Below are 22,640 nucleotides of genomic sequence, written 5' to 3' on the forward strand. Positions count from 1 at the left end.
ACGGTCAGGTTCAGAGGGATAGGACTAGTGTGCTACCAAACCAATTTTATTTTTTGTTGACGGGGTAATTGTTTCTCTGTGATCTTTGCTCAGATTTGCCGATATTTTGTTTTCAAACCCAACCCAACCCAAGCTATTTCATGAAAGCCTTCCTACCTGCTGTTTTAAGCTCCCTTTTAATTTTTTCTGCTTGCCAGTCTAAAACCACTGAAATTGACTACACCGAATGGTCCCACTATGGCGGGCCAGAAGATGCTTCTCGCTATTCATCTCTGACACAGATTACAAAAGAGAATGTCTCTCAACTAGAAGTAGCGTGGACATACAATACGGGTGATGTTACGGAGCGATCACAAATCCAGTGTCAGCCAATAGTAGTAAATGGGCTTCTTTATGGCACTACACCCACGTTGGATGTGTTTGCAGTTCATGCCGCCACCGGTGAGGAAGTGTGGAGATTTGATCCTTTCGAAGTCCTGGGGGGTGAGAATTCTTGGGCAGGGACTAATCGTGGCGTGACTTATTGGGAAGATGGTGATGATAAGCGCATACTTTTCGGAGCAGGAAATTGGCTGATGGCTGTGCATGCCGAGTCGGGGGAGCCTATCCTTAGTTTTGGAGAACAGGGGAAGGTTGATCTTAGAAAGGACTTGGATACGGATAGCGAAGATTTTTTGATTGTCGCTAATGCTCCAGGTGTTGTTTATGGTGATTTATTGATTTTGGGGATGCGTCTGTCTGAGGGATTAGATGCTGCGCCTGGACATATTCGAGCCTACAATATCCGAACTGGCAAGCGGGAATGGATTTTTCACACCATTCCACAGGAAGGAGAGCCTGGCTATGATACCTGGGATCCCGATCATATCAAGCAGATCGGTGGAGCAAATAACTGGGCAGGAATGACGGTGGATAAGGCAAGAGGAATTGTTTTCGTGCCTACAGGTTCTGCTACTTATGATTTCTGGGGGGGCTATCGAACAGGAGATAATCTTTACGCAAATTCTTTGATTGCCTTAAATGCACAGACTGGAGAGCGAATTTGGCACTTTCAGGCAATTCATCACGACGTTTGGGACAGGGACTTTCCCGCAAATCCAAATCTAATACGTATTCAAAAAGATGGAAAATGGATAGATGCAGTCGCCCAAATATCAAAACAAGGAATGACCTATGTCTTTGATCGGGAGACTGGCGAACCTGTGTGGCCAATCACTGAAACCCCTGTTACCCCTACGGTCATGCCTGGAGAATATAGCGCTGCTACCCAACCCATACCTACCTTTCCAGAACCATTTATGAATATGGTCTTTGAAGAAAATAGTATTTTAAATCTTCATCCAGATTGGGAAGCTGATATAAGAAATCAACTTGATGGAGCAATCTATGGGGATACTTGGGCTCCTCCCCATCCTGAGAAACCGATTGTCCTTTTTCCCGGAATGGATGGTGGAGGAGAATGGGGAGGAGCGTCTTTTGATCCGACTACTCAAACTTTCTATGTGAACGCGAATCAGATTCCTTGGATAATTTCTATGACTCCAAATGCAGATTTCGAAAATGTAGGTAAATCAGTTTATACCAATTACTGTGGTACCTGTCATGGCTTAGATCGAACAGGAAACCCTCCTGCTATCCCTAGTTTACTTGGGGTAGAGGAAAAATACACCTACGATTCATTGGATATTTTGCTTCAAAAAGGTAGAGGAGCAATGCCTGCTTTCAATCATATCTCTACAGAAAACCGAAAAGTGTTATTAGAATATTTACTGGACAAAGCTCCTGATGAGGGTGATAAACAAGAGATGGAAGGTACTCCCTCACAGCTTTTTCCGCGCTACTATATGGATGGGTATAAGAAATTAGTGACTAAAGAGGGCCTTTATGGATCTAACCCTCCGTGGGGACTTTTGACCGCTATCGATATGATTACGGGTAAGAAGAAATGGCAAGTCACTTTAGGAGAAATCGACTCGCTCAGTGCGCAGGGTTTTGCCCCAACCGGTACTGAAAACTATGGTGGACCTGTCGTCACAGCTGGCGGAGTACTTTTTATTGCAGCTACGAAGGATGAGAAAATCCGTGCCTTCGATAAGGAAACTGGGGAGATTCTCTGGGAAGCTAGACTTCCAGCTTCGGGACATGCAACTCCCGCTGTCTATGAAATGGGAGGTAAGCAATTTATTGTAATTGCCTGTGGTGGGGGGAAAGGCACCAAGAGCGGAGATGCTTATGTGGCTTTCGCCCTTCCTGATTAAGAATTCAGCCTGAATTGTGGTTAAAGTAGTCGCTTTTTACCAAATGAATCCAATGCAAATTTACCTGCACCAAAAATCATAATTACCAAGAAAACAATAAAATAAAGCAATGGAAGCTCTTTTCTTCCAAAAGGATCCGCTGCATGAGCCACCAAAGCAGCTGCAAGCATAGTGATCATTAGGGGGATGGTTGCCAAGCGCGTTTTGAACCCAAGCATAATCAAAATAGCGCATACAACCTCAGCAAACACAGCGAGTGACAGGGAGACAACTGGGCCGAGACCAAGAAAGTCCATGAATTTAATGGGCTCATCGCTGAAAAAACGCATGAGTTTCGGATAGCCATGGGTCAATATCATGCCACCTGCACCTAATCTCGCGATCAGTAATCCTATATCTTCTAATACGGGTTTCTTCATTTTGTTAACGTTTTGGTCAAAGACAATCTAAAATAAAATTAGAAAATTAAATTTTGACTACTTTTTACATAAGCAGTTGCATGATTTTATAGCGATAGATATAAAAAAATCGGCAACTATTACAGCTGCCGATTTTTCAATGGGATTTATTAAGTTTTTATTACTTACCTTTTTTATTGACCATGGTCATTACAGTCTGGCCAATCACTTTTAAGTCAGTCAATAAATTTACGCTGCTCAAATATTTTAAGTCCAAAAGCATACGCTGACACATTTCCTCAACTGTTTCTGCATAGCCATAATCAATTTGTCCTATTGAAGTAATACCTGGACGGATTGTCAACAACTGTGTGTAAAGTGGTTGTTTCGCCACAATCTGCTTAATGAAGTGAGCACGCTCAGGTCTAGGACCTACTACAGACATATCTCCTACCAGTACATTGAAGAATTGAGGAATTTCATCCAAGTGGGTTTTTCTCATGAAATTACCCCATTTGGTAATTCTAGGATCATTATCTGTAGTCAATTGCGGACCATTAACCTCAGAATCTACAATCATACTTCTAAACTTATAAATATTAAATGGCTCTCCATTTTTTCCAATTCTTTCCTGCTTGTAGAATATAGGGCCTTTTGAAGAAAGCTTTGTAATCAACATTATTGTAAGGAAAACTGGCAGCCCAGCTAGGATTGCAACAGAAGAAAATAGAATGTCAAATGATCTTTTTACAAATCTTGTAGTGACTTCTATACTCTCATTCACTGTCTGCGATACAGAGCTTCTTGAAATGCTTGTAAGTGAAAACAAATCAGGTATAATACGCCCTGACTGATAGCCATTAAAAACAATTTCTTGTTGGGATGAGGTGTTACGTATCATTGGTTTAGTTTATTAATAATTCTAATAATAGTGTGGTGATATATACTATTCAATTGGGGTGCCAAGCAAAAACATTGCTCTTTGAACCAATAGAAAGGTTTTTAATAAGATTTTAACATTAATTATGTGGAAGCTATCCACACATCGAGTGTGTAATTACCTAAAGAAGAAATATCAGGTACGTCTCCAGTAAGCCTTTGTCATAGAAAATGACTTGCGAAGTCCAACAGGGAGTGACTGATAATGAAGTCCCAGTTTATAGCCAATCAATTTTGCTCCTGTGGCAATCAGGCTTTTAGGGATCAATAACGGATTGTGTTTAAAAGTGTAGGTGAGTTCTGATTTAAGATATTTGTAGCCCTCACTTTCTGCTCTACCAAACTTCTCGAAGATCCATTGGTTATTGACATGGAATACTCCGATGTCAAAATACCTTTTGAATTCTTCAGTGGCAGAATAATCATGTGAGTGGTGTATTTTGGAATCCGAAAGGTACGCCATTTTCCATCCATCCAACAACATTTTCCCCGCAATTAAAACATCTTCGCCTAAAATAGACCCAGTTGGAAAGCCATTGACTTCAAAAAAGGCTGTTTTCCTATAGGCAGCGAAGGAATTTGAGCAGGAAATTGTCCTAATTCCATAGCGACCAGCATCTTCCATGCTTTTCACTTTGGACTCGGTTGGATAGTTAAAAAGTCTTGCATGAGTTTCTAATACCTTCGCATTTTTATGCGGAAGCTGACGCCCATACACCATTCCAAGCATTGGATTTTCTTCAATAGCCTGAACCATCACCCCAATTGCATCTGCATCCGCAAGGATTGCGTCTTGGGTGAGAAAGACGAATATATCAGCATCCGGGAAGGTCTCAGCCGCCATTTGTCTAGTTCCTCCGTGGTCAAAATCTTTCTTATCAATCTGGATTAGATCGCAGTTTTCTTCATTGATCAATTCAAGTGTGCCATCAGTGGAACCAGAATCAATAATCACTAACCTAGAAATGGGGTAGTTTTGTTTTTTCACGCCATCCAGTACGTCTTTCCAGATTTTGCCAGCATTCAGCGTTGGGATAAAAAGATTGACTTTTATCTTGCTCAAATGCTCATGATTTTGCTGCTCATTCATCTATTTCTACCTCTCCGTAATTTGCCTTTCCTGAGGTTATTTTCTCGTTTGCTACGCTTGCTTTTCCTTTACCCACTAATAGTACCGAAACTGAATTCGCAATTCCAATATGTTCATTTCCTTCCATCTTCAAGTTGTTGGGATAGTGACTTCGGAAAGTTTGGTTTTCTGGTCCACCCGAGATTGAGGTCAACACATTGTCTTTTACCAATAAATTGGAAGAGTTGTCATCAAAGATGGCTGTATTGAAAGAAGTCACTTTATTAAGGATGATTTTGACGTTTTTAGCAGTATTCCGAAGGACAATAGCGGAGGCACGAAGACTTTTGATCTCATTGTTTTGAAGGATTGCTTCATTAGCTTTTACTATCAGAATCGCTGGATTTTCAGATTTGTTCTCAATAATATTTCCAATCAAATGCATACTTCCTTTCAAATTAAAATTGAAGGATGCGTTTGAAAAACTGTTGTTTTCGATAAGGAATTCATCCACTTGAATACCATTTGGCAGAGAAAGTGAGCCTAGTTCATTATCTAGAAGATGAATTTTCTGCGCCTTAGTATTTGCAATCAAATTGATGCTGCTGAAGCGGTTTTTCTCTAGCAGTAATTCTTTCAAGTCGCGTGTTACCTCTACTTGATTGTCAGCCCAGTTTTCCTTGCCCAAAATCAATCCGCAGCTTTCCACATAGATTGCGGGGCGATTGTTTCTATATGCTTCATTTTTATAGATAATGACATTGGAGACGTTGATCAGCGTCACAATACCAGAACCATCAGGCGTAGATTCGCCTTTCACAAAACCATTTCCACAGGTAATGTTTTCGGTTATTAAGCACTCGATATCTTTTGCTTTTTCCTTTGATCTATTATTAATATCTATCGCATCGGAGGCATTTTCTTCCAAAATATTATAGGAGAAATTATAATCTTTTTCCTTGCCAGAATCTCCAAAAGCGACCTGAATTGCCGACATTCCATTGTGACGAATGACATTATTGATTACTTCGACTTTTCTACTGCCGTGGATAAAAACACCATTTTCTCCATTCTTAAAAATTTCAGAATCGTGAATGGAAATGGTGTTACTTGACATAATTCGAATGCCGGTTCCTGGCTGATAACTATCCGTTTCGCTGCGGGGCATTCCGAAATGATGAATTCTTGTATTTGCGATTTCAATTCCGGTGCACTGAAACGTCATAATGCCGGGAAAGGCTCTGAATTTTGTCGAATCACCGGTTAACTCTGTATTGTAAATTCGGATTTGATGGCTTTTCAAAAGATAAATCCCTTCATTCTTTGATTCTCCCTTTAGCGAAATACTTAGGTTTTTGACTCCTTGACCCAAAATCAATGGATTGGGAGAGTTTTGCTTTTCTATGGAATATTCTCCAACCTTAGCGGATGAGTGATGCTTTAAAATGCCTTCAGAAAGAATATTCACTCCAGACTTTAGAAGAATTGTGCGAACGAGATATTTTCCTTCAGGGAAAAATAGGGTGTCCCCTTCAGCAGCCTGATCGATCAATTCTTGAATTGCATCTGTTTGATCGCTTTCTGAATCAGCCAAAACTCCAAAGTCAAGCACATTTATCATCGTTCCAACTTCCAAAGAATTGGTTTGGCAAATGCCTGAAAAAGGCAGAGCAAAAAGAAGCAAAAGGAGGAAATAAAAATGCTTGTTCATGTTTACTTTAAATGTCTATTCAGGTTTAATAGTGTCTATAAGACTGGTTCTAAACTCTGAGAATAATCGTCTATGGATAATCAACTTAGAATAGTTCCCCATGTTGCCGCTGCTGTTCTTTCCCAGCTAAATTCCTGTGCTCTTTCAAGCCCTTTTACAATGCATTCTACATAGAATGTCTCTTCGTTTATCAATTTTTCTATACCAGCTTGAATCGCTGAAATACTTGTTGGATCTACACAAAGTGCCGCTCCACCAGCGATTTCAGGAAGTGAACTGGTAGTTGAAGTCAAGACTGGTGTGCCTGAGGCCATGGATTCAATGATTGGTAAGCCGAATCCTTCCATCAGTGAAACAAACAACGTAGCATGGGCACCCCTATATAGTTTGGGTAAATCTTCTTCCTCGATAAAACCCAAAAAGCGAACCCTTTTTTGGATTCCCAGGCTATTGATTAAGGCGTCAAGTTCTGGGTCTGTATTTCCAGAAAGGAAAACCATAAAGTCATTGGGTATTCTTGCTTTCGCAAAAGCAGAAAGCATAGCAGGTACATTCTTGTTTTTCCTTCGATTTCCTACATATAGAAAGTAAGGCCGAACACTTTCGTATTCCTCCTCGTTTTGCAAAAAATGACTATCTACACCATTATATATCACTTTGATCAGGCTTTCTGGAATCCCTAGAATCTCGACTAGTTGACTTTTGCTGAAATGCGAAACCGTGATGATTTTCTTTGCTTTTAGGGCCAGCCTAGCGATCACCTGCTCGTAATAGATCTTGTGCAGCTTAGAATAATAAAACAAATGCATCAAATCATGAACAGTGAAAATAAATGGGGTCTTGGTGAAAGCAGGAGGCATAAAGGAAGGACTGTAGAAAACATCCGCACTTGACTTCTTTATTTCCTCACCCAGCATTAAGGGAGAGAGCAAACTTCCCAAGCCCATTTTACTTTGCACAAACTCGCATGAAGCTTCAGCAGGTACATAGTTCATCACCTCTTGGTATAACCTTCCAATGCCCGTATTTCCCGCCCATCGGCTGTCGATCAATATGTTTATTTTATTTCTCACAGGCTGAGTTTAATTTTTTGGAAGTTGACCGTACTCCAGCTGCCGATCAGAAAAGTCAGGCAAAAGTACATTACCACGTCATTATCATAGCCAGAATAAAGGATCATCATGATCGCTAGGATCGGTAGGAAAAGAACAATCCACAGTCTTGGATTGATTGTCTTGCGCCAAAAATCAATTATCAGCCAATAGAGGAAAGCCAAAAAAGACAGAAACCCCACTATTCCCAATTCTAGATAGGTAGAAAGAAACGTATTATGGATATGGGGCTCACCACGGTAGAATTGAGCATATTTCTCAAGAAATCCCGGTGCACTCAGAAATCCGTTTCCCAGAGGGGAGATTGTTTCAAAATGCTGGAAAAAGGCTTTCCAATAAACTAGTCTTATCCCCATTCCATCATTTGACGAAGTCAGAGAATCGACACGAATTACTTTCTGGAGCACAAATGGTGATGCTATTACGACAATAAGAAGTAGTGCTATTTTCCATTTTTTCGTCACAGATATCCATACCAAGAAGAATACACCAAGCAATAAAGCGACAATGGGAGTGCGTGATAGGCTCAAAAAAGCAATCAGAAATATGAATACAATTCTCCAGATTGAGAGTTTACTTTTCAATACCACAGGAATGCAGATAAATGAGAATCCCATCAAGGCGATGCGGGCGCCAAACATATTCTTGTCATCCAATCCCCAATAGTACAGCGAGTCTCTATAAAGCGAACTTGCCTGCCCCGAGGTATCGCTTCCGGTGATCAGTTTGAAATCATAAGCTTGATGATAGATCAAAAGCTGTACAAATGATAAAGCCAAAACGGTGAGAAGCACAGAATCCAGTTTGTTAATAAGTGATTCGTTATCCCGTGAACCTAACCATAGCAAAGCAAAAAATAGAAAGCAGAAATTGATGACCAGTTTGATGATATTAGTCAAAGCAAGAGATTCTCCCGGAAAATGGATGAGATAGCTGACGATGGCATAGGAGCTGAAAACTGCTAAAGCAATAGACCATCTGGGGAAGCTCAGTTGTGGAATTTCTCTGTAGAAAAAGTAAGAGCTGACCAGAAAAACCACTGGATAAACCTTAACAGGAAGAAACATGGAAATGATGGAAATCAAAAACAGAGATTCTGCAATAGAAATAGCCTTCCATTGACTTCCGTCGAGTGCGACCGTAGTATTGGTGAGAGTGATTTCTGGAGTGCTCATTTTAAATCTTCGATTATAGGTCTCCCAAAAGCCTGTTCCAAAACTGCCTCATATTCTCCGATCATCCGGTCAGGATCCAGAATCGAAGCCACGGATGCTCTCGCGGCTTGGCTAAATTTATTGTATAGCTCAGGATTCTCATAAAGCTTTCGCATCGCCTTGCTCAGTGAATCAGGCTTTTCATCATTGCAATACAAGCCATTAACTTCATCTTTTACAGTCTCTTGAAGGCCACCTCTTTTATTTGCAATGACAGGCACATGGTTGGCCAATGCTTCTATTGCAACCATTCCGAGGGGTTCTTCCCAAAGGGATGGAACTATCAAGACGTCGACTTCAGCCAAGAACTCTGTGGAATTCACATAGCCTACAAAATCTATTTTAGCACCCTTAGCTAGTTCTTTAAGACGCTGTTGGTATACTGGCTCACCTTTTCCAGCAATTCGTAAGTCAGTATCAAAGTCTAATTTCTGAAACTGCTCAATCAGCCATTCCAGACCTTTTACTTTCGAAAGTGTTCCCAGATACCCGAAGCGAATTGTTTGTCTTGGTTTTCTAGCTGGCTTTAATGGTGGATTTGAAACAGTTCGTGTGTTATAAATAATATTTTTGGAAGCATTGGCAAAGTATCCAAAGTCGATGAATCGCTGCAAGATGCTTTTGCTGATGCCGACTGCTGCCGAAACTTGTTTAGATTTATCTGCATGATTACTTCGCAATAGTTTACAGCTGAAACACTGATCTTCACAAGTCTGCTCGTTCTTAAACATGTTGCTGTTTGGGCAAAGCAAATAAAGATCATGTAATACCTGCACAATTGGAATTCCTGCCTGATGAATTGGAGTCCACACAGCTGCGGACCATCCTGCAAGATTGTGACAGGAGACGACATCCGGTTTTTCTTTGGATAGCACTTCTTTCACCACCGATGCCATTGACCCGTTTGTTTGGTCTCTATAGTGCCATGTCAGTCTAGAAAGCTTGCTTTTCTTAGCTTTGGAATAAGGCCAATAAGCATTTTGCAGACCTGCGCGATACACAGTAACTCCATCCACCTGCTCTTTTTTCAACCCCTCCTCTGGCATCAAACTCAGCACCAGTACCTCATGACCGAGAGATTTCATCCCTTCCACGATCAGCTTAAGGGAGATCTCAGCGCCACCTTCGATCAGCGGGCTATAGAGAGAATTGATGTATAATATTTTCATAAATTGGATTTCGCTGAAAAAATGAATTCAATCGAGCAGGGTCTTATACAGGTCAATTAACTGAGCAGACACATTTTCTTTTTCGTTCTTCTTTTGCACCATTTCCCGCATTCTAAGTCCTTTTTCCTGCAAAGATTCTGGGTTATTTCGTTTCAAGGTTATGGCCAGCTGAATTTGTTTTTTAAGTGCTTCCCTGTGCTCACTCTCGGAGGCATAACTGTAGTCAAATACGTCTTCTCCTGCACCTAAGTCATCAATAGTGCCAATTCTTGGACAAATGACTGTTCTTCCATAAGAAAATGCCAAGATCACAGTTCCTGAATTCAAACTGCTTTCCAATGAATAAGGGAGGACTAACAGATCTGACTTATGAATATAGATTGGTAAGACCTTGTCAGGAATGAATTTCAGCTCAAGTGAAATATTGCTTGCTTCAAAAGCTAACTTTTGTAATTCTCTTTGATAAGATTCAGAATTCGGATTGCCAGCAATTGTCAGGTGGATATCAGTTGGGAATTGCTGAGCGATTTCAATCAGCAATTCAATGTTTTTATAGGGCTTGATAGCTCCTAGAAAAAGTAGCTTCAATGGAGAATTAGATTCGACCGAGCTTTCAGGTAACATTGGGCCATAGACATCGATAAAGTCTGGATGTGGAATGTGGGCGATTTTGGCCTGTAGATTTGGATATTGGCTACGTAAAATATCTTTCGTGATCGAAGCATGAATTACAACAGCATCTGCCTGAGTTACGATTTTCCGGGTTAATGCCCTACTTAATTTTCCTGATTTTTTCTCGTGAGAAAGCCTGTTGTGCATGGTCCATACCAGCTTCTTATTTCCTAATTTAATTGCGGCCAGCACCACCAATTTCCTGAAATAGCTTTTCCACATGCTTTTCGTACTGCTATCATCAAGGTTCTCAAACCAGTTTAGATGAAGTAGTTTAATCGATTGGAAATGGGTTGCCGAAGATAAAAAATCATCCAGTGGGCTCACCTGAAAGCCATGCTTTTCCAGTGCATTGACCAAAATAGCGATGTATCGGTTTTCCTTATTCTCACAGGGATTAAAGATGATTTTGGTATTTGAATCCATTGGGATCAAGATCAGTTTGAATTCATACTTTTCGCAAGCGCTACTCCTATGTCCTTGATTGACAAACCGAATCTGTCCCGGGTATTCATCCAGTTTTTTGCTTTCTCCAGAGGGTTACTACGCATAGACAGTATCATGGTGTAAAGCTTCTTCTTATGCATGTAAGCATCTTTTTCCTTCAATAAATGCTGATAAATCACCTTTTCCGAAGGATGCGGAGGATTGTTTTTCAGGAAATCTCCCAGCCAGTCCGAATAGCTTAAGTCCGCCATCATTTTATGCAAGTCATTTCCTGTTGAAGTAATAGAAAGCTTATTGCTTCTATATTCGAAAACAGGCTTATTACTATGCGCAATCCCGTTTTTCGCTGAGGCGATAAAGGCAGTGATGTCATCTGAACCCCAAGCGAGCGGAAGTTTGTAAAAGCCTCCTTGGGCCTTTAAAGCGGAAATGTTATAAAGGTAATCCGAGATATAATTTGAACGTAACTGGCGCAGGCGATGCCAGATCGAATCATAGACATATTCAAAAGCCGGAAGGGCTGGTGTGAGCACTACATCATTCCCATCGTCATCGATGATTTTGCTTCGGCAGTGATAGACATTTAAGGTTGGGTAGGTTTGGATCAAATTTTCAAATTCAGCCAAATAATCTGTCGCCAATCGGTCATCATCACCCATTATGACGATATATTCCCCAGTTGACAGGTCTAGGCATTTGTTCCAGTTGTCTACTAAATCATAAGCTCCCACATTCTTTTCGTTCTTGTAATAACGGATTCTTGTATCTGTATTTTTCAAAACAATCTCTTCAACTGGCTCTGGAGAGCAATCATTCAATATGATTAATTCAAAGTTTACAACCGTCTGGGCAAGTATGCTGTCAATACATTCTTGGAGGTATTTGCTCTTATAAGCAGGAATACAAATCGAAAATTTAATCTTGCTCATTGGACGGGTTTTTCAAAAGTTTCGTACGCAGAAATTCAATATCTGCGGCTTTGATGATAAAGAGAAAGTGAAATGCGGCAAAAACCATAGTGAAAATCGCTGAGTTTATTATGATTCCTAGCAATCCTTCGGGTATTTCTATCCATTTTCCTAGGCCAAAAGCAAAGCCAAAAGCAATGACAGCACCTAAGACAGATGGTGAAAAAGCTCCGAAAAATATCTTCATACTATCCAACTTGAGCACTTTAGGAATATAATAAATATAAAAGAAACCAATCTGAATCAGCATATAAGCCAAATAACCAATTACTGCCGCACCGACATTCAGAGCAGGCGCAAGAATCACTGTGATTGGAAGTGAAAGAATACAAGCTGTTGCCGACGAATAAATCAAGAAGCGGGTTTTCCCCGATGAAAGCACCAAACTAGCCACGGGAGTATTGTGCATATTGAGTAGCACTGTGAGTAACCAAATATTCAACCAAATAGCCAAATGGAGGTAATCTTTCCCCATATAGAGGAGTAGGAGAGATTCCGAATTCAGTATCAGAAGAAAAACGATAAAACTTAAAAAGATAGAAATGAAACGGGTTGCAATAAAAACCATCTTCTCCATCTTGGGGTGATTTCCTTCTTGGTAGACTTTTGAAGCCGATGGCAAAAGAACCTGGAGAAAGATTGTTCCAAAGGAAATAATCAGCATCGCAATCGTCTGAATTACACGATAATCTGTCAGCACATCTATACCCGAAGCGAAATTGGCCAGTAGAATTGGGCGCAATTCATTTGCTGTCAACTGGAAGAGTCCCATCAGGAATATTGCAGAACTATAACCTATAATTTCCCGAAAGATTTTTCCATCCCATTGTGGTCGTAGAAGTTGTGTCAAAGGAATAGGAAAAACTCCTAAGCGAAGAATATTTAGAGGGATAGGCACAAGTGTGGAAATCGTGAAGAAAAGAAAATAAAGAGGCATAGACCACTTGAAGTGAATCGCAGCTATAGCCACCACAAAATTCAACACACTGCTGACTACCGTGACGCGGTTTACGTAACCCAATTCATCTTTCGCGCTGAGGAGTTGGATGATGACATTTGATAGCCAGTTCAAAACCGTACTGCCTGACAGGATGTACATCATGATCCGATATGTTGGGATTTGATCGGGATTAAGATTAAAGAAAAACTGGCCGTAATTGGCCATAAACATAAAAATCACGGCATTGACCAAGCCTATTGTGCCGTAGAAAATAATACTTGAACGGGAAGCTTTTCCAATGTTTTCCCAATCTCCTTTAGCCTCCCACATCGAGAAAAAACGTACTGAGCCTACGTTCATACCCAAATCCATAAGCCGTAGATATGCATTTAGTGAAAATGCTAGTGCAATTAATCCATAGTCAGCTTTACCATAAAAGCCTACTAATAATGGGATGGTCACAAATTTGGCTGCTGCATCTAGGATCTTAGCTAAAATTCCCCAGACTGAACCTGAAAAAATACGATGGACTGCAACTGGTTTGGTGTTCAAAATAGTCTTTTGATGATTTTGTACTGAATGTACAGCCTACTTACCAAAAATAGTTCCCGAGCTTAATTTCTCTGGATTTAAGGCAGTGACCATTTCATCTGCCTCGTCTAATATGAGAAGCGTAACTTTAGAAAGGTCTACGGCATTTCGCTTTATCAGATCAATTAATCGCCCTGGGTAGCAATGATGACATGAGCGCCACTCTCGACCTTAGCGATTTGAGGTTTCAATGGTGAACCACCAGATATTAGAGCTGTCAGTATCTCAGGCATATATTTACCAAAGACTAGAGATTTGCATGAATTTGTTGTCCTAATTCCCTGGTTGGTACGAGAATAACAGCTTGCACAGAAGAATCTTCAATATCGATATTCATCAACAGCAGCAGACAAAAAGCAGCTGTTTTACCAGTACCCGTTTTTGCTAAACCTACAAAATCCGCCTTTTATTTAATAAAATAGGTATGGCCTTGTTTTGTATTTCCGTTGGCGTGTTAATTTTTAAATCTCCTAAAGCCTTTATAAGATTCTTTGAAATACCTAATGTTGAAAAGTCTGCCACGATGCTAATTTTTTTGACGAAGGTAGCATTATTTCCCGACTTGAAATGCTCTGGTTTTAATAAGTAAGCTCACCTGAGATATTATCTACTTCTTTTCTTTAGCGTAATCAGAAAGCATTCCTTCAAACAACCAATTTGCGAGGGCCTGCCTGTTATCGGCAATGACAAATCGTCTTTGGTCTTTCTCATTCTTTATGTTGCCTAGTTCAACAAAAATTGCGGGTGGGTGGCTGTATTTGATCACATAGAGGCTACTTCTGGTGCTAACGCTTCCAGTGTACCCTCTATTCGGTTGATGCCGGTCATATTTAGACTTGATTTTTTCATGAATATTCGTGGCAAGCTTTTTACCCGAGGGGCTATTTTCATGATGGTAAAAAAACACATCGATATTTTCACTCTTACTCCTACTATCAACATGTATAGCCATCATTCTTTGATATGAGCCTTTGTGTTTTCGGTACAATTTATTTACTGCATTCGTTCTTTGTCTTAACCGTTCCTTCTGATTTAATGGAATAATTTCGTCCGGATAGCATCTTTCATCTGTGTCATTCAACAAAATGCTTTCGTCTCTTATCCCGTCGTCTTCATCCTGAATAATCATGTACACCGTTGCCCCATGCTCCATGAGTCTTCTCGCTAACCTGATACTCACATCATAAGCATACTCATCCTCTGCTAAAAGATAAGAACCATATTTACTCATAGCGCCAGGGTCTGGCCCACCATGCCCCGATAACAAGTAATAAACTGCTCCTTTTAGGCTTTGGTCGATAATTTCCAACCGTTCATATTTCTTTCCAAAAAAAGGAACATCCAATACCATACTTTTATCCTCCAGAGCTGATTTTGCAGCATCTTCTTTAACCGAAATATCAATGGTGGAAGGAGAAGTCTCCTTGGTATTAGCCGCCAATTGTACATTGGCGGTACTATCAACTTTATTAGGCAACAAATAGCTTCTTCCTTTATAGAGACTGTTGTTTTCCCCTAAATTTTGCTGATTTAATTCCAGAAATGACTGTAGATGCGTGGCTGGATTTAATCCATTTTCCCTCAGTAGCATAAAAATGCCGTCTCCTTCTTTTGCAGTTACTTCTTGATATGGACCGCTCTGACCCACTAAATCAGTGAGAGAAAAGAAAACAAAAAAGGAAAAAAATAATATACTTTTAATAATAATAGACATTCAAGTTACTAAATCATTTCTGTAATGGCAGTAAATATCAAAATAACAGATTCATTAAGTCAATTTCAAATATTAAGCCAGAATAGATAAATATATAAAATCAAGTATCTTTTTTGCAAGGATAACTTCGACTTGGCCAAAACAAGTTCCTTGATACTGTTTTAAATGAAAACTTGGAACTTTTGAGGTTTAAAATAACAGGCTATGGACTATTATCTATGGATCAAATAACTAATTAACACATATGACAAAAGTTTTAATTATAGGTGCTTTCGACCGTTATAATTACGGGGATTTACTTTTTCCATTGGTGATCGAAAGACAATTGAGTTCCTACGGGAAGAATTTCCAGTTTGAATATTTTGGACTGATTGAAAGTGATCTCTCAAAAGAGGGAGGACTTCCTACGAAAGGACTAAAGAAATTTTATAAAGCATGCAGTGATCCCTCTGACCCAGTTCAAGTGATTATCGCTGGAGGTGAAGCATTAGGCGTTACATGGAATTCGCTTTATGCAGCTCTTAATCCTCTTTTTCAACGAATTAATAAAAGGCATGTAAAAGTGAATAAGGTATTGGACCTGAATACCTGGACCAAGAAGATACTGAAAGGAAAGACAATTCTGCCTTTTGTGTTTGATAAAAGTGATTTTGATGGAGTTCAGTCAGTTATATTGAATTCTTTGGGTGGTTCAGGGCTCAGTCCTGCAGTTTTCGTTAAATACGATTTCCTAAAAGAGAAGCTTCAGAATGCAGATTATTTTGCCGTCCGTGATCAGTTGACTGTGGAGAACTTGAAGGAAAGCGGATTAAGTGTAGATCTTTTTCCAGACTCTGCAATTTTAATGTCTGAGTTTTACCCCTTAAGTTTTCTTCGAACTAAGGTGACTCGGCAAGTAGCTGAATATGTGAATGCAAATGCAGGTAATTATGTTTTTGCGCAAATAAATAAAAAAACTACCCGTGGTCATGAGCAGTCTATTGCAAGTGGACTGGATGAGGTACAGCTGAAATCCAAAACAGATATTTGTCTTTGCCCCATTGGAAAAGCACTAGACCATGATGATCACGAAGCGTTGCAGGAACTTGGTCAGCTTATGAATACCCCACATGTGTACTTCGATGCAGATAATATCTGGGATATCATGTACTTGATCGCTAATGCGAAGTGCTATGTAGGAACAAGTTTACATGGTGCTATTACAGCAATGAGTTTTGCCGTTCCACATGTTGGTTTGAAAGTGGAAAAATTGGGAGCTTATCTGGAAACTTGGGGAGTAAAAGGGAATCAGCGATCAATCGAGTTTACAGAGATTTATAAACAGTACCAAATTGCAACATCCCATTCAAAAGAAGCCTTGGAAGCTTCCAGGGATTTACAGATAGTGGAGATTAAAAAGGGATTTGATAAAATGGTGAAAGTTTTGGAAAAGGGCGAAATCACAAAAAGTATATGAAATTGAGCATGACGAATTCGACACACAAAGGGATATTATCCTCCAAGCGAGATTCTCCCGAATAAATTTCGGGACAGTCTATGTGGCAATAAATCAAATATAAAGATATGAAATTTGTGATCGTAATCACAAAAAACGTATGAATTTTGTGATTGTAATCACAGAAATGATATTAAATTTGTGATTATATTTATTTCATATGTCATCAGCCCCGATCGTCAGAACTATAGTGCCATCAATTAAGGAACGTATGTTTCGGAATAAGGCGGTATTGCTCTTAGGTCCACGGCAAGTTGGCAAAAGCACGCTATGTGAGACAATGCTAGCGGACATAGGAAATCCATGGTTATATTTAAATGGAGATGAAGCTGATGTAAGATCCGAACTTACTGATGTCACTGCGTCACGGCTTAAGAGCATTCTTGGGGATCACAAAATACTTTTTATTGACGAAGCCCAACGGATCCCTGGAATTGGGTTGACATTGAAAATAGCCGTAGATCAGTTGAAAGATATCCAAGTTGTTGCGACGGGATCGTCTGCTTTTGATTTGGCGAATCTTTCTAACGAGCCTTTGACTGGACGTAAATTTGAATTTTTCTTATACCCTTTGAGTTTTGGCGAAATGGTTAATCATCATGGTCTGCTTGCAGAAAAGCGCATGATTGAGCATAGAATGATTTATGGATGCTATCCTGAAATTGTAACAAACCCGGGTGAAGGAAAAGAGCTTTTGAAGCTTGTGGCAGGAAGTTATCTATATAAAGATCTGCTAATGCTAGAGCAAATCAAAAAACCTGTCCTATTGGAGAAACTACTCAAAGCTCTTGCTCTTCAGCTAGGCAGTGAAGTTAATTACCATGAACTTGCTCAAATAGTAGGAGCGGATAAGATTACTGTAGAAAAGTATATCGACTTACTGGAAAAAGCCTACGTAATATTCAGAATGCCCGCATACAATAGAAATGTGAGGACTGAATTGAAGAAGGGGAAGAAGGTCTATTTCTACGATTGTGGAATTAGAAATGCAATTTTAGGCAATTTCAACCAACTGATAAACAGGACTGATACCGGAGCACTTTGGGAGAATTATTTTCTCGTAGAGCGCATGAAATATCAAGCCTATAAAAAAGTGGATACTAAATACTATTTCTGGAGAACTACGGCACAGCAGGAAATAGATTTCATTGAAGAAGTGGAAGGACGAATGATTGCAATAGAATGCAATTGGAGTGATAAATTGAAAGTCAGGTTTCCCACAACATTTACTGATGCATACCCTGAATCTAAGCTAGAAGTAATTACTCCCAAAAACTTTGAGGGGATGTTAGGCTATAATCTCTAATCTGATCCAGATCACCTCACTATACATTGTAATAGAAAGATTTGGGCCAATATTTTAGTGGGGTTTACTGACAGGCTGTCACCTTACTAAGTCAAACAGGTATTATTCATTTGACTTTTAAGAGTTTTTTCTTTCACTATTCCCACAACATTATAGTATTCTTTAAAATTTCCTCTTTCGGTACGAAGGTTGTTTAAATAATGGCAGGTTAAATAAGTTAAACCTGTATTTATCAAGTTTTCAACACTTAAAAACTGTAATTCAATTCTGATTTGTTTCTGTTTCTGTCAATCCACAAGGGAGAGGCAGCTTTGGGAAAAATCAATTTATTATAAAAAAACAAAAATGTCTAAGCAAAGAATTCTCATCAAATATGGTGGGAATGCGATGATCAATCCCCAGTTGCAGCAGGAAATTGCCGCACAGATTTTTAAACTTCAAGAAGCGGGATTTGAAGTCATCATGGTACACGGCGGTGGACCTTTTATCAACAAAGCACTAGAAAAAGCAGCTATCAAATCCCATTTCGTGGATGGTCTCAGAGTCACAGAAGAGCTTGCTTTCGCGGAAATCCAAAAAGCACTGATAGGCGAAGTCAATGCCAATCTTATTTCCACCCTAAACCAGAATCACTTGAAAGCCATTGGTCTTTCCGGTAAAGATGCGGGGATGGTTCTTGCGAAAAAATACCAGCATAAAACTGCCGATGGGAGTTTTGCAGATCTTGGTCTGGTGGGTGAAATTACCAACATCGATGATAGCTTAATCAATTTGCTTTGCGAAGCGGGTTATGTACCCGTTGTTGCATGTGTAGCCGATGGAACAGACGGAACCTCCTACAATATCAATGCGGATACTTTTGCAGGCAAACTTGCAGCAGCTGTGAGTGCTGATCAACTTATCGTACTGACAGATGTGGATGGACTTTTTCTCAACTACCCAGATCCTGCATCCATTATTCACGACCTTAATGAAAGTGCCTTGAAAGAGCATTTGGGAACGACCATCCAAGGAGGCATGATCCCGAAAATTCAATCTTGCATGCTGGCTTTGAAAGAAGGAGTGAAAAAAGCCATCATACTAAATGGCACCAAGCCTGAGCAGATCACAAATTATGTGATTGATAAGGAGAAAATTGGAACTACTTTGACACTATAATAGACTATGACGAATCAAGATTTATATACCAAAGACAAAGAGAATTACTTACCAACATTCAATCGCTTTCCTATAGCTTTCATCAAGGGAAAAGGAAGTAGACTCTGGGATGCTGACGGTAAGGAATACATTGATTTATTGGCTGGGATAGCCGTGAATAACGTAGGGCATTGCCATCCTAAGGTCGTGAAAGCTATTCAGGAGCAAGCAGCTCAGTTGATGCATATTTCTAATTTTTTCGTGAGTCCACAGCAAGTTGCACTAAGTGAATTGTTGGTGAAAATTTCAGGTCTAAACCGTGTCTTCCTGACCAATAGTGGTGCTGAGTCCGTAGAAGGCGCGATTAAAATTGCCCGAAGATATGCTCACAAACATGGTAAAGGAGGAAAAGTCATTTCCATGCAAAATTCATTTCATGGTAGGACTTTAGCGACTATAGCTACAGGTCAGGAGAAATATCAACAAGGATTTGGGCCAATTCCAACTGGGTTTGCGCAAGTTCCATTTAATGATCTTGCGGCAGTGCAAGCTGCCATCGACAAGGACACAGCAGCTGTAATTGTGGAGCCTATCCAAGGTGAGGGAGGAGTTGTGCCTGCGGAAAAAGCTTATTTGGAAGGACTGAGAAAGCTTTGTGATGAGCAAGGTGTTTTGTTGATTTTTGATGAGATCCAATGTGGAATCGGCAGAACAGGGAATTGGTTTGCTAAAGATCACTATGGAGTGCAGCCGGATATCATGACTTTGGCGAAAGGCCTAGGTGGAGGAGCGCCAATCGGAGCTTTGCTTTGCAATGAGAAAGTAGCCAGTGCCATTGAGTTTGGCGATCATGGGACAACTTTTGGAGGAAATCCTCTTGTGGCAGCATCAGCGTTAGCGACTATTGAAGTCATTAATGAGGAGCAGCTTTGCAAAAGAGCTACCGAAACAAGCGAATGGCTGCAAGGTAAATTGGCTGAGTTGATAGCAAAACATGATGAGCTAGAGTCTGTCCGAGGTTTGGGTTTGATGCTGGGAGTAAAAATGAAATCCGAAGCCAAGCCTATTGTAATGCGGTTGCTTGAAGAAGGAATTGTGGCAAATGCGACTGCAGTAAATATTTTGAGACTAGTGCCAGCACTCAATATCAGCAGAGACGAGCTGAATATTTTCCTCGAAAAACTAGACGAAATCTTATCTGAAACCATTGTTTCTTCCCAAATATGAGCATTCAAAAATTAAAAGTAGCCATTGTTGGAGCATCTGGATTTACAGGGTCTGAATTGGCTAGATTACTTCTAAATCATGGAGGAGTTTCTATAGAAATGATCACTTCGGAATCTCATGTGGGCAAGCCTTTTTCAGACTTGCATCCGCAGTTTTTCAATCGATTGGACATTCCTTTGGTAAGTGCAGGTGAGGTAAGCAAGAAGAAGCTAGATGTGATTTTCTTGGCCTTGCCACATGGTGTTTCCATGGATTTTGTAGCCAAGTGGAAGGATTCAGGTGCGAAAATCATTGACCTTTCTGGTGATTTTAGACTTTCTACACCAGCCATTTATGAAGAATGGTACAACAAAAAGCATAGCTATCCTGAAGGATTTAATACAGCCGTTTATGGGCTGCCAGAACTTTTTGCAGAGCAGATCAAAGGAGCAAGTTTAGTAGCTAATCCAGGTTGCTATCCTACCGCATCGATCCTAAGTATGGCTCCGCTTTTTGCGAAGCAATTAGTAGAGGAGAAATCTTTGATCATTGATGCGAAGTCCGGTCTTACAGGAGCTGGGATTAAGGCGAGTGCGACGACACATTTTTCAAATGTAAATGAGAATTTCAAGGCATATGGCATCGCAGGTCACAGACATACTATTGAGATCGAAGAGCAATTAGGAGCTTTGGCAGGCAAACAGACAGCAGTTCAATTTACGCCGCATCTGCTTCCTGTGGATAGAGGAATTTTGGTTACGGCATATGCCAAAGTTAAAGGAGAAATGAATCAGGAGAAATTAACTGAAATCTATCGGGACTTCTATCAAAACAAGCCATTTGTTAGATTGAGAAATGAGGCTCCAGGAATCAAAGATGTGCGAGGAAGTCATTTTTGTGATGTATTTCCTGTTTGGGATGCGAGAACGGATCGCGTCATTGTCATCTCAGCAATTGACAATTTGCTTAAAGGTGCCGCTAGTCAGGCGGTTCACAATATGAATTTAATGTTTGGCTTGACAGAGTCAGAAGGATTGAACCAAGTGCCATTAAAACCTTAATAAGAATAAAATGATTAAAAACATAACTAACGTACGCGGTATTAAATGCTGGGGTGCGCATACTGGAGTAAAATCCATGAAAAGGGATTTGGCAATTATTTATTCAGAAGTACCAGCTGCAGCTGCAGGGACTTTTACGCAAAATAAAGTGAGAGCAGAACCGATTAAAATCACGGAGAAAAACTTGGAAAATAACCAGGCTCAGGTGATCATCTGTAATGCAGGAAATGCAAATGCTTGCACTGGCGATCAGGGAAGAGAGGGTGCTGAGGCTATGGTGAGAACAACAGCTGAATTATTGGGAATACCAGAGGAGGATGTTATTGTGGCTTCCACCGGTATTATCGGAGTGGAGTTCCCCACAGAAGATGTAGTAGAAGGTTTGAAAGTCAATATTCCTAAGTTGAGCAATGAATTAAAAGCCGGTTCTTTTGTTGCAAATGCGATTTTGACTACAGATACTTTCGCGAAGGAAGGATTTGTCGATTTTCAGCATGAAGGCGAAAGAATAAATCTGGGTGGAGTGGCAAAAGGATCAGGAATGATTCATCCAAACATGGCAACCATGCTGGCTTTTGTTGTGACTGACTTTAACATTGATGAAAAGTTGCTTCAAGAGGCGGTGACTTACTGTGTGGATCGATCGTTCAATATGATCACTGTGGATGGCGATACTTCAACCAATGATATGGTAGCCGTGATGGCCAATGGCTTAGCAGGAAATAGAAAAGTAACAAGTAAGGAAGATCCTGGATATGAAGTGTTTTTGGAAAAACTGCTTGATCTATTGACTCATTTGGCTAAACTCATTGTATCTGATGGAGAAGGAGCTTCCAAGTTTATAGAATACAAAGTGACTAAAGCGAGAACTGAAGCAATAGCTAGAATTCTGATTCGGGCGATTTCTGATTCCACTTTGGTGAAAACAGCTATGTTTGGCCGTGATCCAAACTGGGGACGTATAATCGCAGCTGCTGGGAACGCTGGCGTTTCTTTCAATTACAAAAAAGTGAATCTATTTATTGGAGATCAAAACCATTTAGTGCAGGTCTTGGACAAAGGGAATCCTGTGGATTTTGAAAAATCGTACATGAAGAAATTACTTCGGGAATCACACATTCGAGTTCACTTGGAACTCAATACAGGTGAAGAAGAAGGTATAGGATGGGGTTCCGATCTTACCACAGACTATGTAATGTTCAATTCGGTATATACGACTTAACCGATTGTTTT

At 40.1% G+C, this 22,640-nt stretch carries 18 protein-coding genes and 1 pseudogene; 7 read left to right on the top strand and 12 right to left on the bottom strand.

Annotation, left to right across the window (positions count from 1 at the left end):
- The first annotated feature begins 140 nt into the window (after positions 1–140).
- Complete coding sequence (locus SYJ56_RS05835; protein WP_323832702.1) at positions 141–2,258, top strand: outer membrane protein assembly factor BamB family protein; 2,118 nt, start codon at positions 141–143, stop codon at positions 2,256–2,258.
- A gap of 20 nt (positions 2,259–2,278) precedes the next feature.
- On the opposite strand, the gene SYJ56_RS05840 is transcribed toward SYJ56_RS05835, so the two are convergent.
- The 12 genes and pseudogenes from SYJ56_RS05840 to SYJ56_RS05890 all read right to left on the bottom strand — a co-directional run bounded on the left by SYJ56_RS05840 (position 2,279) and on the right by SYJ56_RS05890 (position 15,202).
- Positions 2,279–2,677, bottom strand: a complete 399-nt coding sequence (locus tag SYJ56_RS05840; protein ID WP_323832703.1) for a DoxX family protein — start codon at positions 2,675–2,677, stop codon at positions 2,279–2,281.
- A 160-nt stretch (positions 2,678–2,837) separates the two neighbouring features.
- On the bottom strand, positions 2,838–3,557 hold the full coding sequence (locus SYJ56_RS05845) for a sugar transferase (RefSeq protein WP_323832704.1): 720 nt from the start codon (positions 3,555–3,557) through the stop codon (positions 2,838–2,840).
- A gap of 174 nt (positions 3,558–3,731) precedes the next feature.
- Positions 3,732–4,658 (bottom strand): glycosyltransferase family 2 protein, encoded by a 927-nt coding sequence (locus SYJ56_RS05850; protein ID WP_323832705.1) that lies wholly within the window; start codon positions 4,656–4,658, stop codon positions 3,732–3,734.
- Between the two features lie 19 nt (positions 4,659–4,677).
- Positions 4,678–6,375, bottom strand: a complete 1,698-nt coding sequence (locus SYJ56_RS05855) for a right-handed parallel beta-helix repeat-containing protein (RefSeq protein WP_323832706.1) — start codon at positions 6,373–6,375, stop codon at positions 4,678–4,680.
- Between the two features lie 80 nt (positions 6,376–6,455).
- The gene (locus tag SYJ56_RS05860) at positions 6,456–7,448 is read right to left on the bottom strand and encodes a glycosyltransferase family 4 protein (protein ID WP_323832707.1); all 993 of its coding nucleotides are present in this window, start codon (positions 7,446–7,448) and stop codon (positions 6,456–6,458) included.
- The gene (locus SYJ56_RS05865; protein WP_323832708.1) at positions 7,445–8,662 is read right to left on the bottom strand and encodes an O-antigen ligase family protein; all 1,218 of its coding nucleotides are present in this window, start codon (positions 8,660–8,662) and stop codon (positions 7,445–7,447) included. Before SYJ56_RS05865 ends, SYJ56_RS05860 begins: the two co-directional genes overlap by 4 nt.
- Entirely contained in the window at positions 8,659–9,870 is a 1,212-nt protein-coding gene (locus SYJ56_RS05870; protein ID WP_323832709.1) for a glycosyltransferase family 4 protein, read from the bottom strand. Before SYJ56_RS05870 ends, SYJ56_RS05865 begins: the two co-directional genes overlap by 4 nt.
- A gap of 27 nt (positions 9,871–9,897) precedes the next feature.
- Positions 9,898–10,968: a glycosyltransferase gene (locus SYJ56_RS05875; RefSeq protein WP_323832710.1), complete on the bottom strand. Its 1,071-nt coding sequence runs from the start codon at positions 10,966–10,968 to the stop codon at positions 9,898–9,900.
- An 11-nt stretch (positions 10,969–10,979) separates the two neighbouring features.
- The gene (locus SYJ56_RS05880; RefSeq protein WP_323832711.1) at positions 10,980–11,918 is read right to left on the bottom strand and encodes a glycosyltransferase family 2 protein; all 939 of its coding nucleotides are present in this window, start codon (positions 11,916–11,918) and stop codon (positions 10,980–10,982) included.
- On the bottom strand, positions 11,905–13,449 hold the full coding sequence (locus tag SYJ56_RS05885; protein WP_323832712.1) for a lipopolysaccharide biosynthesis protein: 1,545 nt from the start codon (positions 13,447–13,449) through the stop codon (positions 11,905–11,907). The genes SYJ56_RS05880 and SYJ56_RS05885 overlap by 14 nt, the downstream gene beginning before the upstream one ends.
- 286 nt (positions 13,450–13,735) lie before the next feature.
- Positions 13,736–13,876, bottom strand: a pseudogene (locus SYJ56_RS25915) (DEAD/DEAH box helicase); the annotation flags it as partial.
- A 219-nt stretch (positions 13,877–14,095) separates the two neighbouring features.
- Positions 14,096–15,202, bottom strand: a complete 1,107-nt coding sequence (locus tag SYJ56_RS05890; protein WP_323832713.1) for an N-acetylmuramoyl-L-alanine amidase family protein — start codon at positions 15,200–15,202, stop codon at positions 14,096–14,098.
- A gap of 244 nt (positions 15,203–15,446) precedes the next feature.
- Here SYJ56_RS05890 and SYJ56_RS05895 point away from each other — a divergent pair, with 244 nt between their 5' ends.
- From SYJ56_RS05895 to argJ, 6 genes are all read left to right on the top strand, one after another.
- Positions 15,447–16,658, top strand: coding sequence for a polysaccharide pyruvyl transferase family protein (locus tag SYJ56_RS05895; protein ID WP_323832714.1), 1,212 nt, complete (start codon positions 15,447–15,449; stop codon positions 16,656–16,658).
- A gap of 250 nt (positions 16,659–16,908) precedes the next feature.
- A complete protein-coding gene (locus SYJ56_RS05900; protein ID WP_323832715.1) occupies positions 16,909–18,003 on the top strand; it encodes an ATP-binding protein in 1,095 nt (364 codons plus the stop codon).
- 345 nt (positions 18,004–18,348) lie between these two features.
- Positions 18,349–19,161 carry an acetylglutamate kinase gene (gene argB, locus SYJ56_RS05905; protein WP_323832716.1) on the top strand — a complete coding sequence of 271 codons (813 nt, stop codon included), beginning with the start codon at positions 18,349–18,351 and terminating at the stop codon, positions 19,159–19,161.
- Between the two features lie 6 nt (positions 19,162–19,167).
- Positions 19,168–20,367 (top strand): aspartate aminotransferase family protein, encoded by a 1,200-nt coding sequence (locus SYJ56_RS05910; protein ID WP_323832717.1) that lies wholly within the window; start codon positions 19,168–19,170, stop codon positions 20,365–20,367.
- Positions 20,364–21,407: an N-acetyl-gamma-glutamyl-phosphate reductase gene (argC, locus tag SYJ56_RS05915; RefSeq protein WP_323832718.1), complete on the top strand. Its 1,044-nt coding sequence runs from the start codon at positions 20,364–20,366 to the stop codon at positions 21,405–21,407. The genes SYJ56_RS05910 and argC overlap by 4 nt, the downstream gene beginning before the upstream one ends.
- 10 nt (positions 21,408–21,417) lie before the next feature.
- Positions 21,418–22,629 (top strand): bifunctional glutamate N-acetyltransferase/amino-acid acetyltransferase ArgJ, encoded by a 1,212-nt coding sequence (argJ, locus tag SYJ56_RS05920; RefSeq protein ID WP_323832719.1) that lies wholly within the window; start codon positions 21,418–21,420, stop codon positions 22,627–22,629.
- Positions 22,630–22,640: the final 11 nt, after the last annotated feature.

This window comes from Algoriphagus aurantiacus, from assembly GCF_035156405.1.
Lineage (GTDB): Bacteria > Bacteroidota > Bacteroidia > Cytophagales > Cyclobacteriaceae > Algoriphagus > Algoriphagus aurantiacus.